Origin of the sequence: Corynebacterium lipophilum, from assembly GCF_024102595.1 — a bacterium.
In the GTDB taxonomy this organism is placed as follows: domain Bacteria; phylum Actinomycetota; class Actinomycetes; order Mycobacteriales; family Mycobacteriaceae; genus Corynebacterium; species Corynebacterium pseudogenitalium.
In genome coordinates, this window is sequence record NZ_JAEUWV010000006.1 from 89,190 (window position 1) to 105,195 (window position 16,006).

Annotated in this window: 16 protein-coding genes; 13 read left to right on the forward strand and 3 right to left on the reverse strand. The window is 63.7% G+C overall.

Features of this window, described 5'->3' with window-relative positions:
• Positions 1-42 precede the first annotated feature (42 nt).
• From JMN37_RS06135 to JMN37_RS06185, 11 genes are all read left to right on the forward strand, one after another.
• Positions 43-972 (forward strand): cutinase family protein, encoded by a 930-nt coding sequence (locus JMN37_RS06135; protein WP_070478481.1) that lies wholly within the window; start codon positions 43-45, stop codon positions 970-972.
• 28 nt (positions 973-1,000) lie between these two features.
• Positions 1,001-1,417: a hypothetical protein gene (locus tag JMN37_RS06140; RefSeq protein WP_070975217.1), complete on the forward strand. Its 417-nt coding sequence runs from the start codon at positions 1,001-1,003 to the stop codon at positions 1,415-1,417.
• 4 nt (positions 1,418-1,421) lie between these two features.
• Positions 1,422-2,063 (forward strand): nicotinate-nucleotide adenylyltransferase, encoded by a 642-nt coding sequence (gene nadD, locus JMN37_RS06145; RefSeq protein WP_369822018.1) that lies wholly within the window; start codon positions 1,422-1,424, stop codon positions 2,061-2,063.
• A 56-nt stretch (positions 2,064-2,119) separates the two neighbouring features.
• Positions 2,120-2,590, forward strand: coding sequence for a ribosome silencing factor (gene rsfS, locus JMN37_RS06150; RefSeq protein ID WP_071573549.1), 471 nt, complete (start codon positions 2,120-2,122; stop codon positions 2,588-2,590).
• A gap of 4 nt (positions 2,591-2,594) precedes the next feature.
• Complete coding sequence (locus JMN37_RS06155; RefSeq protein ID WP_071573548.1) at positions 2,595-3,233, forward strand: histidine phosphatase family protein; 639 nt, start codon at positions 2,595-2,597, stop codon at positions 3,231-3,233.
• Positions 3,234-4,031 carry a DegV family protein gene (locus JMN37_RS06160; protein WP_071573547.1) on the forward strand — a complete coding sequence of 266 codons (798 nt, stop codon included), beginning with the start codon at positions 3,234-3,236 and terminating at the stop codon, positions 4,029-4,031.
• A 127-nt stretch (positions 4,032-4,158) separates the two neighbouring features.
• Positions 4,159-4,818 (forward strand): ComEA family DNA-binding protein, encoded by a 660-nt coding sequence (locus JMN37_RS06165; protein ID WP_071573546.1) that lies wholly within the window; start codon positions 4,159-4,161, stop codon positions 4,816-4,818.
• Positions 4,819-4,821: 3 nt separating this feature from the next.
• Positions 4,822-6,456: a ComEC/Rec2 family competence protein gene (locus tag JMN37_RS06170; RefSeq protein WP_071573545.1), complete on the forward strand. Its 1,635-nt coding sequence runs from the start codon at positions 4,822-4,824 to the stop codon at positions 6,454-6,456.
• A gap of 5 nt (positions 6,457-6,461) precedes the next feature.
• The gene (gene holA, locus JMN37_RS06175; RefSeq protein WP_070362053.1) at positions 6,462-7,388 is read left to right on the forward strand and encodes a DNA polymerase III subunit delta; all 927 of its coding nucleotides are present in this window, start codon (positions 6,462-6,464) and stop codon (positions 7,386-7,388) included.
• Positions 7,389-7,403: 15 nt separating this feature from the next.
• The gene (locus JMN37_RS06180) at positions 7,404-7,808 is read left to right on the forward strand and encodes an ankyrin repeat domain-containing protein (protein WP_071573544.1); all 405 of its coding nucleotides are present in this window, start codon (positions 7,404-7,406) and stop codon (positions 7,806-7,808) included.
• Positions 7,808-8,452 carry a LysE family translocator gene (locus JMN37_RS06185; RefSeq protein WP_071573595.1) on the forward strand — a complete coding sequence of 215 codons (645 nt, stop codon included), beginning with the start codon at positions 7,808-7,810 and terminating at the stop codon, positions 8,450-8,452. Before JMN37_RS06180 ends, JMN37_RS06185 begins: the two co-directional genes overlap by 1 nt.
• Here JMN37_RS06185 and JMN37_RS06190 read toward each other — a convergent pair.
• From JMN37_RS06190 to JMN37_RS06200, 3 genes are all read right to left on the reverse strand, one after another.
• Positions 8,439-9,455: a CE1 family esterase gene (locus tag JMN37_RS06190; protein WP_143110601.1), complete on the reverse strand. Its 1,017-nt coding sequence runs from the start codon at positions 9,453-9,455 to the stop codon at positions 8,439-8,441. The genes JMN37_RS06185 and JMN37_RS06190 overlap by 14 nt on opposite strands.
• 98 nt (positions 9,456-9,553) lie before the next feature.
• Positions 9,554-9,817, reverse strand: a complete 264-nt coding sequence (gene rpsT / locus JMN37_RS06195; protein WP_070362056.1) for a 30S ribosomal protein S20 — start codon at positions 9,815-9,817, stop codon at positions 9,554-9,556.
• A 190-nt stretch (positions 9,818-10,007) separates the two neighbouring features.
• The gene (locus tag JMN37_RS06200) at positions 10,008-10,523 is read right to left on the reverse strand and encodes a type II toxin-antitoxin system PemK/MazF family toxin (protein WP_070362057.1); all 516 of its coding nucleotides are present in this window, start codon (positions 10,521-10,523) and stop codon (positions 10,008-10,010) included.
• Between the two features lie 81 nt (positions 10,524-10,604).
• Between JMN37_RS06200 and lepA the strand changes: the two genes are divergently transcribed.
• Together lepA and JMN37_RS06210 are read left to right on the forward strand one after the other, a co-directional pair.
• A complete protein-coding gene (gene lepA, locus JMN37_RS06205) occupies positions 10,605-12,461 on the forward strand; it encodes a translation elongation factor 4 (RefSeq protein ID WP_070362058.1) in 1,857 nt (618 codons plus the stop codon).
• Between the two features lie 310 nt (positions 12,462-12,771).
• Complete coding sequence (locus JMN37_RS06210; RefSeq protein WP_252931361.1) at positions 12,772-15,747, forward strand: Rib/alpha-like domain-containing protein; 2,976 nt, start codon at positions 12,772-12,774, stop codon at positions 15,745-15,747.
• Positions 15,748-16,006: the final 259 nt, after the last annotated feature.

Here is a 16,006-nt window from a genome sequence, read left to right on the forward strand (position 1 = left end):
GGTGTGACTCATCCATAGAGAAGGTGCATAGTGTTCCGCAAAATGCGTACGTTTTTCCGTCGTCGGCTACCCGTGACTGCAGTTGCGTTCGCCGCAGCAGCAGCTGCAGTGGTTACCCCCGTGCTGCCGACGGAAGAAGCGACCGCCCAGCAGCGGTGCCCTTCGGTCGCGGTAATCGCTGCACGCGGCTCCGGTCAGAATAACCAGATTTACCGAACACGCTATGCCGGGGAAGCCCCGTGGACCTCGAATGGTTGGGAGGGGGAGACCATTCGCGCTTTCCTTCGCTATTCGGAGTCGCGCTACCGTGCCACTCACGGCGGGAACTCCCTGATGAAGGACGTGGAAGTCCTCGGTATGGAGCCGCGCTACTACCCAGCGATTTACCCGGATTATGATGTCCCTTCCGTCGCAGCACCCGCGACGCTGCTGCAGGCGCTGGGTTTGGCTATCCAGTACGCGGTGCCGTTGTTTACGATGGCGCGACAGGCTGGCACGGACTTTATGGACTCCGTCAACATTGGGCGCACTGGCGTGATGGCGCTGGTGAACGACTACGAACGCGCGAGCGGGTGCCATCCGAAGTACGTGCTGTCCGGCTACTCACAGGGCGCGATGATCCTGCTGGAGCACGAGCGTGAGCTGGCACGCCGCGGCAAGCTGGCGGGCGTTGTCTACTTTGGCAACCCGATGACTGCCGCGCGTGATGCTGGCACGGTGGGCGTGGCAAACGGCGGTGCAGGCGGCATGCTCGGCTTCCTGCCGTTTAACACCCGCACCGCGGGTGCGACCCGCAACAAGGTCAACTACTGCTTGCCGCTGGATGCAGTGTGCGATCTTTCCGTCCAGGTCCTGCGGGCCGCTGCCCCGACGGGCGGTACCCACGGCCAGTACTTCCTGCGGTGGAACCGTTGGGATGACCAGGTGGCAGACTCTTTTGGTCGCTTTGTTGATCAGGTTCGGTACCGCTAAGAGTTGAAGGAAGGACAAGGACACAGTCATGGTTTCGTGGAAGCGGGCAGCGTGTAGCGCTCTTGTAACAGCGACGCTGTTGACCAGTGGGGTGTCGGTTGCGCAGGCTCAGGAGACTGAAGCAGGCGTGGCGGTGCCGACGCCGTCACGCGGGGTATACATCCAGTCGCAGAAGTGCCAGTTCCGGACGGATGGCAAGGGCAACGTACTTGTCGACGCCAACGGGCAGCGCATCCCAGTGCTTGACGAGCATGGCAAGCCGGTGTGTGAAGACCTCAACGCCAGCTCGATGTCATCGATGAAGCAGCGCCCAGATTCATCCGCAGAAGGCAAGGAGAAGTTGCCGTGGTGGGGCATCCTGCTCATTGTGCTTGGCTCAATTGTTGGCGTGGGGCTTACAGCGTTCTGGCTCGCTTTCGAGCAGGCGAACGTCTGGATCGGGTAAGCACGTGGCAGAGGCCGTAGCAGCATCATTGCGCGACGCCCGACGAGTGGGCGTCATGGGCGGTACTTTCGACCCGATCCACAACGGCCACCTCGTGGCCGCGAGCGAGGTCGCCGACCGTTTTGACCTCGACGAGGTCGTGTTTGTGCCGACGGGTCAGCCCTGGCAGAAGGCGGATCGGCAGATCACCGACTCTGAAGATCGCTACCTCATGACGGTCATCGCGACTGCCTCGAATCCGAGGTTCTCGGTCTCTCGGGTAGACATTGACAGAGAGGGGCCGACCTACACCCTGGACACGCTGCGGGATTTGCGCGCCCTGTTGCCGCAGGCGGAACTGTTCTTTATCACGGGCGCGGATGCGTTGGCGTCGATAATGTCGTGGCGCGACTGGGACCTGATGTTTGACCTGGCGCAGTTTGTCGGCGTGACGCGCCCCGGCTACGAGCTGAGCGAATCCTTCCTGCCCGAAGACGTGCAGGAGCAGGTGCATTTGATTGAGATTCCTGCGATGGCGATCTCGTCCACGGGGTGCCGCGAGCGCGCCAAAGAAGGCCGCCCGGTGTGGTACCTGGTGCCAGATGGCGTGGTGCAGTACATTGCGAAAAACGACCTATATCGTTCAAGTGGCGAACAGCGCCCTTAGCGTGGGACAATAGGCGCGTTACTGCTATTTTTCATTACTGACGAAGGACTGAGTACTTGACTGCTCTGCAGATCTCTCTTGATCAGGCCGCGATCGCCGCGAAGGCCGCCGACGAGAAGCTCGGCGAGAACATCGGCGTCATCGATGTGTCGAACGTGATCGGCATTACCGATATTTTTGTGATGGTCTCCGCGGACAACGAGCGCAAGGTAAACGCGATCGTCCAGGAGATTGAGGACGACATGACCGACGCCGGCTTCGAGCCGAAGCGCCGCGAGGGCGTTCGCGAAAACCGCTGGGTGCTGCTGGACTACGGCAACATCGTGGTGCACGTGCAGCGCAGCCCGGAGCGCGACTTCTACGGCCTGGACCGCCTGTACGCAGACTGCCCGGCAATTAGCGTGGAGGGCCTGCCAGCCTACGAACGCCCTGGTGCGTTCGCGGACGGCGAGAGTGTGCGTTCGGCGCAGCAGATTGAAGACCTTCCGCTGGCAGGCGATGCCCCTGAGGACGAGGACGAGTTCTAACACCATGGCGCGACGACTCATCTTGCTGCGACACGGCCAAACCACGTATAACGCCACGTCGAGGATGCAGGGGCAACTCGACACGGAGTTGTCGGAAGAGGGGAGGCAGCAGGCGCGAAACATTGCGCCGGTGTTGACAGAAATGGGCGTCGCCAAGATTGTGGCTTCGGACCTGAGCAGGGCTGCAGTCACGGCACAGATCGTCGCGGAGCACCTCGAGCTGCCGGTGACCTATGATGCGCGCCTGCGCGAGACGCACCTCGGGCAGTGGCAGGGCAAGACACACGCCGAGGTCGATGGCGCCGACGGCAGCGTTCGCGCCCACTGGCGCAATACCCCAACGTGGGCGCCGCCGGAAGGCGAGAGCCGGATTGACGTCGCGCAACGGGCACGCCCGGTTGTTGACGAGTTGATGGAGCACTTCGACGGGTGGGATGACGCGGCGGTGCTGCTTGTCGCCCACGGAGGTACGATCGCGGCGCTGACGTCGAGCCTGCTAGACCTGGAGATCTCGCAGTACCCGATGATGAAGAGCCTGCGTAACGCGAACTTTGCGCAGCTGCAGGCGTTGCCGCGCTACGGCGAGCCGGACACTGGCGTGCAGTGGTACCTCGAGGCGTGGAACCAGGGGTTGACGGTCTAAATGGCGGTACGGGTTGTTGTTGATTCCTCGGCGGGTTTGCCAGCTGATATTGCCAGTGAGCTCGACATTACGGTGCTCCCGCTGCACGTCATGGAGCATGTCGAAGACGATGAAGTATCGACGAGCGGGCTGTCGGCCTTGGAACTCGCAGCGGCTTACGGGCGTCAGCTCGAGCGCTCTGGGGACGATGGCGTGGTAGCCCTACACCTGTCGAAGCACTTTTCTTCCACCTGGTCCGCGGCGGTTTCTGCTTCGGGGGTGTTCCCGGGGAACGTGCGGGTGCTCGAGACTAGTACCGTCGGCATGGCGGTCGGGGCGGCAGCGATGGCGGCGGCGACCGTCGCGCGCGAGGGGGCGAGCCTCGACGAGGTAGAAGCGATGGCGTCCTCCACGCTGAAGCGCTCGGAGACGTGGTGCTACCTGCACCAGCTGGACTGGTTGCGCAAGTCTGGCAGGATTTCCACGGGGACTGCGGTGTTGTCGGCGGCGTTGCTGGCAACGAAGCCGATTCTGCGGATGCACAACGGCAAGCTCGAGTTAGCAGGCAAGACTCGCACCCAGACGAAGGCGTTTTCCAAGCTCACGGAGCTTGTTCTGGAGCGTGCGGATTCCCAGCCGGTGTTTGCTGCGGTGCAGCATGCGGACGCGGAAGAGTCCGCGCAGCAGCTGGCGGGCATGCTTGATGAGGTGCTGCCGCGGCACTCGCGGGTGCTGGTGGAGCCAATGGTCGATGTGCTTGCTGCGCACACCGGGCCCGGCGCGATCGGGCTGTCGGTCGTGTTTGGTTCGCGCACGTAGCGGCGCTGTCAAGGGGGTTGGCTGCGGCTGTGGAGAAGTAGCCTGCACGGGGTGTGCGGTTTGGGGGTTGTCCACAACGGGTTTGCTTGGTCTGTTGGGGCGAGGACGCCGGTTTTAGCCTGTGGTTATGCAGGTCAGTGAACGGATTCAAGAGCTTACGCGCCCGACTGGTGAGGAGGCGCTGCTGCAGGTGAAGTACCCGACTCCTCGCGTGCACGTTCCGGTGAAGCCGGCGGCTGCGGTGATGGGGGTTGTGATGAGCCTACTGGTGCTGTGGGCGGTGGTGCAGGTCCGCGGACCGGACGTTGCGGAGGAGGACGCGCCTGTTTGGGAGAACGTTGCTACTGCGACCGATGTGCCGGAGCGCGTGGTGGTTGCGGTGGTGGGGGAGGTGGCAAATCCTGGGCTGGTGACGCTGAACCAGGGTTCCCGTGTGGCGGATGCGCTGGATATTGCGCAGCCGCTCGACCACGCGGACTTGCTGCAGTTGAATCTCGCTCAAGTGCTTGTCGACGGCCAACAGCTCCACGTCGTCGCAATCGGTGAAGGCCCTGCCGTGCCGGGTGGGGATGGTGGTGGTGCTGTGGAGGCGACAGGTCAGATTTCGCTCAACAGGGCGTCGGCCGCGGAGCTGGTCACGCTGCCCGGGGTGGGGGAGGCGACCGCGGCGGCGATTATCGCGCACAGGGAGGCGAACGGCCCGTTCCAGAAGGTCGAGGATCTGATGCAGGTCAAGGGGATTGGCCCTGCGAAGTTTGAGGCGATTGCGCCGCTGGTGGGGCTGTAAGCGGTGCAGGAGCTTCGGCTGGTGCCCACGGCGCTGTGCGTCTGGATAGCGACGATCGTGACTGTTGCCCTCGCGCCGTGGGCGGGGTTCGCTGTAGTCGCCGCGGCGGTAGTGCTGTGCGGGTGTGCGCGTGCGGTGGGCCAGGCGGTGCTGGTCGGTTCCGGTGGTGTGGCGACCGTCGTGGTGGCCTGGGTCCGCATCACGGTGGCGCGGGCGGGAACGCTGCGCCTGCCGGTGGAGGCCACCGTGACCGCTGCCCCAAAGGAGCTTGACTCTGGCGGGATGCTGGTACGCGTGCGCGCCGGGAGCGGTGGCGCCGAGCTGCCGGTGTTTGTCCGCGGTGGTGTCCCCGATGGGGTGGTCAGTGGTGCGACGGTGCGGGTGGACGGCACTGTGTCGGAGTCCTCGCGGGCGGGCGTGAACCCGTGGGCGGTCAATGGCACGGTCGAGCCGTTGACCGGGCCGACGGGGGCATCTGGGTGGGCGCAGCACGTGCGGGCAACGTTCGCCGATGCGGTGCGCGAGCACGTCGGGGAACACTCGCAGGGCCTCATCCCGGGCATGGTGCTGGGCGATACCTCGATGCAGGGGGCGTCGGAGCAGCAGGCGTACATCGCTACCGGGCTGTCGCACCTCTCGGCGGTATCGGGTTCGAACGTTGCCATCGTGACGACGTTCGCCGTGGTAGTAGCTGCAGCGCTGCGCATCGGACTCTACGGCAGGCTCGTTGCAGCGGGTGCTGCGTTGGCGGTGTTCGCCTTGCTCGTTGGGCCGGAGCCGAGCGTGCTGCGGGCATCGGTGATGGGGCTGGTGGGACTCGTTGCGGTGGTGGCGTCGAGTCAAACGGAGGTCATTCACGCGTTGTGCCTGGCGGTGATTGCGCTCATTTTCTTCGATACCGACCTGGCGATGCACTACGGGTTCGCGCTGTCGGTGGCTGCGACCGTCGGCATCGTGGTGCTCTTCCCGCTGTTCTACAGGGCGCTCGCACCGACGGCGTTGCCGGACATCCTCGTACGCGCCGTCGCGGTCGCCATCGCCGCAGACGTTGCGACGATGCCGCTCGTGGCCGCGATGGCGGGCCAGGTCTCGCTGGTCTCTGTTGGCGCGAACGTGCTGGTGGCTCCCGTCACGCCCCTGGTGACGGTGCTCGGGCTGTGCGCGGTGGTGCTGGCGGTGCTGCCGGGAGGTCTTGAGGCGATCGTGCTGTGGTTGATCTCCCCGCTGACCTGGTGGGTCCACACTGTGGCTGAACGTGGAGCGGCGCTGCCCGCCGCGACCGTCGCTGCGAATCCGGTGACGGTGCTTATCGGCTATGGGTGGGTGGTCGCCGTGCTGTTGCTTGTGCCGTGGCGCCGCCGGACATTGGCGCTGTGCCTGACCTGCGCGGTGGTAGCAAGCGCTTGTTTCGCGTGGCCACGAGGCACCGTTGTGGATCCCGCGACGCTCCGCAGCCACGTCGTGGCCACCAAAGACGACATCCTCCCCGTCCCGTCAGGCACCGAGCTCGTCGTGGTACTCGAGGAAGGCAGCGCACCCAAGCGCCCGGCAGCAACCCCGGACGGCATCCCCGTCATCTTCCCCAACCGGGGAGCGGTGCCCGTCCTCTACGCAGACGGGAGGCAACAGCTACGCTAAGAAGCATGCTCAACCCAGTGCACCTGGTCCTCGGGGAAGACGAGTTCCTCGCCGAACGCGCCACCAAAGCCATCATTGCCCAGCTCAGCCCAGCTGCGGAGCGCACCACCCTGCGCGCAGGCGACGTCACCGAAGGCGAACTGGCCATGGCGACCAGCCCGTCACTGTTCGCGGAGGAACGCATCGTGCTGATCAAGAACACCGAGCTGGCAGGCAAGGAACCGCTCGAGATCCTGCTGCGCGCCTGCGTGGACCCGGCGCCCGGTATGACGCTGATCATCGAGCACTCCGGAGGTGGGCGTCAAAAAGCCTATGTGAAGAAGTTCGAGAAGATCGCCGAGGTCCACCGCGCGAACCCGCTGCGCGACCGCGACCGACACTCGTGGCTCACCCAGGAGTTTAGGCGCTACGGGCAGCGCCCAACCCCGGACACTGTCGCTGCGCTGCTCGAATCCGTCGGTTCTGACCTGCGGGAACTCGCCAGTGCGGTGAGCCAGCTCGTGGCGGACACCGACGGGGAAGTCGACGTAAACGCTGTGCGCAACTACTACACGGGCGTGGCGGAAGTCGCGGGCTTCGACATCGCGGAGCAGGCCATCGCCGGGCGCGCCGACCGCGCGCTCGCCTCCACACGCCGGGCACTGCAGCTCGGCACGAGTCCGGTGGCGATCGCGGCGGCGCTCGCGCACAAGGTCGGGGACATCGCCAAGCTGTACGGGGTGCGGGGTAACCCGGACCAGCTCGCGCGAACGGTCGGGATGCACCCCTTTGTGGTGAAGAAGACCATGAACGTTGCGCGCCAGTGGTCGGGTGATGCGGTGTCGCAAGCCGTCATCATCGTCGCTGAGCTGGAGTCTACGGTGAAGGGCAATGGCGGGGAGCCGGAGTACGCGGTGGAAGAAGCAGTCCGCAGGATTGCCCAACTCGCGTGATAGCGTAAGAAAACTATGACGCAGCAACCAAACGAGATCCCCGAAGACGTCCAAGCCTTCGCCGCCCGCCTCTTCCAGATGGCGCGTGACGGCGAGGCAACCCTGCTCGATTACGTTGACCAGGGCGTCGACGTCAATCTGGCGAACCAGGACGGAAACTCGTTGTTGATGCTCGCCAGCTACTCCGGGCACCTCGCCCTGACCGAAGGGCTCATCGCGCGCGGCGCAGACGTCAACGCGCTGAACGCGCGCGGGCAAAGCCCGCTGGCAGGGACGATCTTCAAGAAGGAAGACGACATCGCCCGTGCACTTATCAACGCGGGTGCCGACGCCACCATCGGCACTCCGAGTGCCATCGACACGGCGAGCATGTTCGGCCGTGAGGACCTCATCGACCTGCTCAAGGGCACGCAGCGTTGATCGCGCCGGCAGATCTCGCGGTCATTGTCGGTCTGAACTTGGTTGGTGCGGCCGCCCCGGGGCCCGACGTCATCCTGGTGACCCGTACCGCGACGCGCTCGCGGCCGCACGCGTGGGCAACGACGTGCGGAATCCAGCTGGGTGTGCTGTGGTGGTGCTCGCTGACCGTGTTCGGTGCGGCGGCGCTGCTGACCGCCGTGCCGCGCGCGCTGCAGGTAGTGCAGGTGATCGGCGGAGCGTATCTGGTATGGATGGGTATCAACGCGGTGCGCCAGGGTTGGCGCGACCGGCGCAACCCACCGCTTTCCCTCGAGGAAGCAGAGCAGAGGCTCGGTAGCCTGCGAGCCAGCTTTGTTCGGGGACTTTCGACGAACCTGGCGAACCCGAAAATCGTGCTGGCGTTGTCCGCCATGATTGCGCCACTGCTGCCAGCCAGTCCGTCGTGGGCAACGCAGATTGTGGTGATCCTGTCGCTGTGGGCCAGCTCGTTCATCCTGTTCGGCGTGCTCACGCAGGTGGTGTCTACGAACCGGGTGCGGCGCAAATTACTAGCCGCCGGGCCCGCAATCGATATGGGCTCCGGCGGCTTCTTCTGCGTTGTTGGCGCGCTCCTCGTGGTGCGTGGTCTGCTTAGCGCAGGCTGAGCAGGAAGTCCACGGTGGCGGTACTTGCAGATGGATCCGTGAACCACGTGTGGCCGCCACCTTCGACGCGCTGCAGCTCAGTTCGGGCGCCACAGGCAGGGCTCAACGTGGTGACGTTGCCCAGGCGGGTCTCGGTGGCGGAGCCCGCGATGCAGCCGTTCTTGTCCATGAACAGGTTGAACACGTCGTTGACGGAACGGAACGGCTTGCCGTGGCGGGTGCCGCCGTCGTAGCCGACGACGTTGTCGTTGGTGCCGTGCATGATGAGCGTCGGCACGGAACCGCTCTTGCAGCCCTCGACGGTCGGGTTGTAATAGGCGCCCGCCACAGAGGCGATACCGTTGACAAGCTCAGGGGCGTGGCAGGCAAGCGAGGCCACCATGCCACCGCCGTTGGAAAGTCCGACGGCGCTCACGCGGTTGCGGTCGGCGCCGAAGTTCTCGACGAGGTCGTCGATAATCGCGCGGGTGTATGCAATGTCCTCGCGCGTCGACGTACGTGCGTACGGTGCACCCGCCCAAGCCTGGGACTCGCCCTCGGCGTAGACGACGATGGCGCGGCCCGCAGCAGCGGACTCGAGGTGGGCGTAGCCCTGCATCTGGTCGGCGGTGTGCTGCCACCCGCCGTAGCCGATGATGACGGGGTAGGACTTTCCTTCCTCATAGCCCGAAGGCAACACCACATTGTAGGAGCGCGACAGGCCATCAGCGTTGACGGTGCGGCGCTCCTGGGAACCGCGGCGGCCCGGCTCGTGCGAGGAGCCGATCGTGCCGGTGACCGGGCCCAAAATCACAATGGCCGCGACAAGGCCGACGAGCAGCGCCAGCCGGTCCAACCGAATGTTTTGCGGGTTCAACATCTTCTGGAGCTGACGTAGGTCAGGCATCTGCTGTGCCTGCGCTGTAGGGGTGACGGCGGACTGCTCAGGGGCCACCGCTACGGCGCCCAACGTCAGAGTTGTAGCTGTTACTGCTGCGCAAAGCGCACGACGATAGTTCTTCACAAATTCAGTATCGTAGAGCAGATCCAGCAATGTTACGAATGCAAAAAATCCTGCGCACCGGACGGAGCCGGGGCACAGGATTGCTCTGCGCGAAAAGCTTAGGCCATCTTGTTCAGAGCGCGAGCCATGTTCGACTTCTTGTTCGCCGCGTTGTTGCGGTGGAACACGCCCTTGGACACAGCCTTGTCCAGCTTGCGGGAAGCGAAACGCAGCTGCTTCTCAGCGGCAGCCTTGTCGCCGGACTCAACAGCCTCACGGAACTTACGGATCTCCGTGCGGACAGCGGAACGGACGGACTTGTTGCGAACGCGACGCTTCTCGTTGGTGAGAACGCGCTTCTTCTGCTGCTTGATGTTAGCCATAATGTGCACCTCTTAAATAAGTTGGTATCGATTGCAATGTCGAAGATTCGGCAACGGGCTGTTGCTGCGTAATGCTTTGAACTTGACGCGAACCCAAGGTCCTGCCCGCGTAGATCACGCACCCGAAACCGGATACAAACAACTCGACTAAGATACCCCACCACGAGAAACGGGGCAAGTGGCAGGCTTACTAGGTCCAGTGGTACGTGTCGCGCAGCCGGTTCGCCACGCGATCGAAGCGCCGGGCGGGGAGGGTGGCGCCTCGCCGGTGGATACTTGCCTCCGGCACGACAAGCAGCAGGTCCAGGCGCAGCCAGCCGGGTTGGCCGGAGGCGTCCCAGTCCCCGGTGCCGATGCCGAGCCACTCCTCAGTGGCAGACGCAGGGTCCGACACCGGCTCCTCGCCGCAGTGGATGAGCAGGGCAAGAACATCGTGGTGGTCGCGTCCGACGACGAGCATCGCGCGTTCCTCCGGGGGAGTCGACGGCACGAGCGCCCACACGACCTCGCCGGGTTCGGCGTTGCCGTCCATGTCCGGACCGTAATACAGGTTCCGGGCGTGCTGTTCCGTAGGTTGGACGTCGATACGCGTGGCGGTGGTGCGGGTCTTGGTGCCGGGGGTGAGCCCGAGGCGCTCGTTGAGCAGCGCGAGCCCCTCCTCGAGGGAGGCACGTCGTTGCTGTTGAAGCTTGCGCCAGAAAACCATGGTGCAAACTTTAAGTGTTTTGCCTGGCCTGGGCAAGGTTGTGTTTCGAAATGGGGCACTGCGAGGTAGAGTGGCACAATTATGGCTGCCCAAAAACGAAATTTCGCGGAAACCACGTTCACGGACCCGGAGCGGATCCGAAACTTCTGCATTATTGCCCACATTGACCACGGAAAATCCACGCTCGCGGACCGCATTTTGCAGCTGTCTGATGTCGTCGAGGCCCGTGAGATGCGTGATCAGTACCTGGACAATATGGATATTGAACGCGAGCGCGGCATTACTATTAAGGCCCAGAACGTGCGCCTGCCATGGACGCCCCGCTCCGGCGAGTACGAGGGCCAGGAGATGGTCCTGCAGATGATTGACACGCCGGGCCACGTCGACTTCTCCTACGAGGTCTCGCGCGCTCTCGAGGCGTGTGAGGGCGCAATCTTGCTTGTCGACGCCGCCCAGGGCATCGAAGCCCAGACCCTGGCGAATTTGTACATGGCCATGGACAATGACCTGGAAATCATCCCGGTCCTCAACAAGATCGACCTGCCGGCAGCCGACCCGGAGAAATACGCGCTGGAGATCGCCAACATTATCGGCTGCGAGCCGGAGGACGTGCTGCGCGTGTCCGGCAAGACAGGTGAAGGCGTCCCGGAGCTTCTGGATAAGGTCGTCGAACTAATCCCGGCACCATCGTCAGAGTTTGACGCCGATGCGCCGGCCCGCGCCTTGATCTTCGACTCCGTCTACGACACCTACCGCGGCGTCGTTACCTACATCCGCATGATGGACGGCAAGCTGCTGCCGAACCAGCAGGTGCAGATGATGAATACCGGCGTGCGCCACGAAATCCTCGAGATCGGCGTGGTCTCTCCAACCATGAAGAAGACAAAGGGGCTCGGCCCCGGCGAGGTCGGCTACCTGATTACCGGCGTGAAGGATGTGCGCGAAACCCGCGTCGGCGACACCGTGACCTGGGCTAACAAGGGGGCAGAGGAGCCACTCGACGGCTTCGAGGAGGTCAAGCCGATGGTGTACTCGGGCCTGTTCCCGGTCTCACAGGAGGACTTCCCGGCGTTGCGCGAGTCGCTGGAGAAGCTGCAGCTTAACGACGCCTCCCTGACCTGGGAGCCAGAGACCTCCGTGGCGCTGGGCTTCGGTTTCCGCTGCGGCTTCCTGGGACTGCTCCACATGGAGATCACCCGCGACCGCCTCGAGCGCGAATTCGACCTGGACCTGATTTCCACCGCGCCGTCGGTCACCTACCGCGTGATCGCCGAGGACGGCTCAGAGCAGATGGTGCACAACCCATCCGACTGGCCAGGTGGCAAGCTGCAGGCGGTGTATGAGCCGATCGTCAACATGACGATCATCGTCCCGCAGGAGTTCGTTGGCACCACGATGGAGCTGTGCCAGTCGAAGCGCGGCACCATGAAGAACATGGAGTACCTCTCGGAGGACCGCGTCGAGCTGCGCTACTACATGCCGCTCGGCGAGATCATCTTCGACTTCTTCGACATGCTCAAGTCCCGCACCAAGGGCTACGCCTCCCTGAATTACGAGGACGCCGGCGAGCAGGAAGCGGACCTGGTCAAGGTGGACATCCTGCTGCAGGGCGACCCCGTGGACGCGTTCTCCGCGATCGTGCACAAGGACTCCGCGCAGTGGTACGGCAACAAGATGACCAAGAAGCTCAAGGAACTCATCCCACGCCAGCAGTTCGAGGTCCCCGTGCAGGCGGCGATTGGCTCGAAGATCATCTCGCGCGAAAACATCCGTGCGCTGCGTAAGGACGTGTTGTCCAAGTGCTACGGCGGCGACATTTCGCGTAAGCGCAAGCTGCTGGAGAAGCAGAAGGCCGGCAAGAAGCGTATGAAGGCGATCGGCTCGGTCACCGTGCCGCAGGAGGCATTCGTGGCAGCGCTGTCGACCGACGAGGCGTAGCCCCTCAGCGCCGAGTGTGGTGGAAATCACCACACATTTTACGGTCTATATCCTTTGTGATGCATCCACCGCGCGAGTGTGCGGTGGATGTTTTTGTGACCTTGAAGTTTCATTAGTGTGCGGCGCCTGTTTGTGGCCAGGTGTCGAAAATGTACTGTATGGGCTACGGCGTGACGGCTCGTAAATGTGCAGGCGGGAGAATTGTCTACCGTGTTTCATATGTTTTTGTCGGGCTAATTAGGATGCGTGTTTTCGAGAAACTTTGAAGTAGCATCAGGGCGATTTTATTGCCTCCGAAAGGACACCCCTCATGCGAAACTTTGGAGCGTCCCGCGCCGCCCGCCGACGTGCGCTGATCGCCGGAACCATCATCTGCTCACTCGCGCTTAACGACGCGCCCGCTCTCGCGGCGGACCCGCACCCCGCTGTAGAGCAGGCACAAACTGAAAATGACGCCATCGCCGCCGGCCGCGTCACCTCGCTGGAGCAGATCGAGCAGCAGCAGGTGCAGGGAGTCGTGCAGGGCCGCGCAGTGCTGGCCACGGACGCCTACTCGCTGAATGCGCAACAGCAGGGACTCGGAAACGGCTACACCGTCTACCTGCAGTGGATGGACAACACGTCCCCGGCGTCGCCAGTGTTCACTGCGAGCACCCACACACTTGCCGACGGCACCCCTCCGGGAGAAGGCTACTTCGTCTTCGACAACCTCGACTGGGTTGACTCCGAAGGCGCCCTGCACCGTTTCGCCCCGGAATCTGGAGGCAAACGTACCCGCTACAAGCTGTGGCTGCGCCCCAACCAACAAGGGCCCGCCGGCAACACCCTAGTCACGCTGCGTCAGGGACCAGGCTCCGGTGTCGGATTCATGAGCCCCGACACCGACGAACTACTCGGCGCCAAAGTCATCGAAGGCTCCGCACTGACGCACGCCCACATCTACGCCGCCGAACAACCCGCCACCGCCGACGCCCCCTTCGCGTTCGCCCGCCCGCGCGCTGAGTGGAAACTCGACGAGCACGGCCCTGCCGGAGATCGGCCACAGTACTCAGTCTCCGGCGTGGTGTACTGGTCCAGCATCAACCAGGAAGACGGATTCCCGCGCAAAACTGAAGGCCAAGATGGCGACGGCCACTACGTGGTGATGAGCCGGTTGAGCGAAGAGGGCGTCGAAAAGCTGAGGGAGGCCACCGGCGACATCGCAGACCCTGCCGAGCTTTCCCGCGCACAGGCCGCATACCTGCGCGAATACCCCGAAGCGATCGCTGAAACCGTGATGGCAAAGGTCGAGCACGGCCACTACACCGTGCGATTCAGCGGACGCGTAACCGAAGACTCGCTGTACGGCTTCGTCGTCGCAGGCTCGAAGCACTCCGGGCCAACGCAGCAGGTGCTCCCGGCGTACTCGGGATGGTCCGTGCCGATGTTTGGCCCCGCCGGCGAACACTCCGTACTCCCCGCAGCCCAGTACCGCGCGGAAGGCATCTTCGCCGCCGACGGCGTCCACTTCGCCCTCGTCCCCGACGCCTCCGACCCCCGCCTCCACCTCAGCGCATCCACCGGCCTGCACCGCGCCGCGCCTGGAGCCGACGTGCACCCCTTCGTAGAAATGGTTTCCGCACTTGGCCAGTCCGCCGACATCGAGTGGACCAACGCGCGAGGCGAAATCGTCGGTGCCTGCAACGACGACAACCTCAACAGCTGCTCCTTCACCGTCCCCGACGACACCCCCGACGGCACCACCTTCCAGGGTCGATTGATGCTCGAGTCCCAAATTGTGGACTCCGCGCAATTCGCAGTCAGCGCCAAACCACTCGCCGAGGACTACCAGCCGGAATGGCAGCCAATCACCGTCGAAGCAGGGAAGCGCACCACGGCGCCGGCACCCACACTCGCTCCCACAGGTCGTCCCGCGCCTGACGACGTCAGCTTCGCCCGCGACGCCCACACACAAGATTGGGTCACCGTGTCCGCCGATGGATCCCTCACCGTAACCCCGCCCGCCGGGACAAAAGCCGGGCGCCACGACGTCCGGGTTTTGGTTACCTACCCGGACCAGTCCACCGAGACGGTTACTGCCGCTGTGACAGTGTCCGCAGCTGAGGCTGAGGCCACGCCGTCGAGTTCGGCGCCGAGTGTGGCGCCGAGTGTAGTACCTCCGAAGCCAACGACGTCCGCCCCGCCGACAACCGCAACGACGAAACCATCGGCTACGACGTCGGCACCGAAGTCCACGCCGCGGACAACTAGGCCTGTTCCGTCGAGCGTTGAAAGTTCCGCCCCGCGGACAACCACGACCACCAAGCCGTCCACCTCGCGGACAACTACGACGACCAAGCCGTCCGCCCCGCCGACAACCGCAACGACGAAACCATCGGCTACGACGTCGGCACCGGAGTCCACGCCGCGGACAACTACGTCTGTTCGGCCGAGTGCTGAAAGTTCCGCGCCGCGGACAACTACGTCCACGAAACCGTCTGCCCCGCGGACATCCACGACCACGAAACCGTCGGCTACGAGGCCGGCTCCGAAGTCCACGCCTCGGACAACCGCAACGACCAAACCGTCTGCCCCGCGGACAACCACGACCACGAAACCGTCCGCCCCGCGGACAACCACGACCACGACCACGACCACGAAACCGTCGGCTACGAGGCCGGCTCCGTCGAGTGCTGAAAGTTCCGCCCCACGGACAACTGTGACCACGAAACCGTCCGCGCCGCGAACAACTACGACCACGAAACTATCGGCTACGACGTCGGCTCCGGAGTCCGCCCCGCGGACAACCGCAACGACCAAGCCGTCCGCCCCGCGGACAACCGCGACCACGAAGCAATCCGCCCCGCGGACAACTGCAACGACGAAACCATCGGTTACGACGTCGGCTCCGGAGTCCGCCCCGCGGACAACGAAGGCACCGACTTTGGACGCCCTCGTTGAGGGGCTGACAGAGCTCCGAGGTGGCGCTGACCATGCGGGGCAGAGGCTAACAGTGTCGGTAACAGGTCAGGGCGAGTCGCCTGTGCAAGCGAACAACAAAAAGAGGTGGAGTCTTCGGTTGTCGCGGCCGTTGCGTGCGGGGGACGTCGTGAAGGTTCGTGATGTTGCGGGCAACGAAACGAAAATGACTGTTCAAGCGAAACCGACGGCAGCACCTATGTCAGGCTCTTCGACGGGCAACATCGTTGGTATCGTGCTCGGAATCTTGGCGGTGTTGATCGGTGGTGCTGTCGCGTTCGGGCTGCACACGGGTATGTTGAAGCTGCCCGGGGTGCTGCATCGATGAGGTGAGGCTCGGCCGTAAAACCTAAAAGGTAGTAACAGGATGGTAGTAATCCCTTTTTCGGCTCCCCAGGGGCTGCGGATGTTTTGTTGGAGTGCATCACGAGGGACTTTGTCTCGTAGTTATGCACTCAGTGCCTGTCTATGCTCAGCGATGGTCGTATAACCATCACCAAGTGTCGACTTCAACCTTGTATGGATATAGAAGTCAATGTAGGACTCAATATACTCGCGCATCTGCGCAACTGTCATCTGCGACGTAT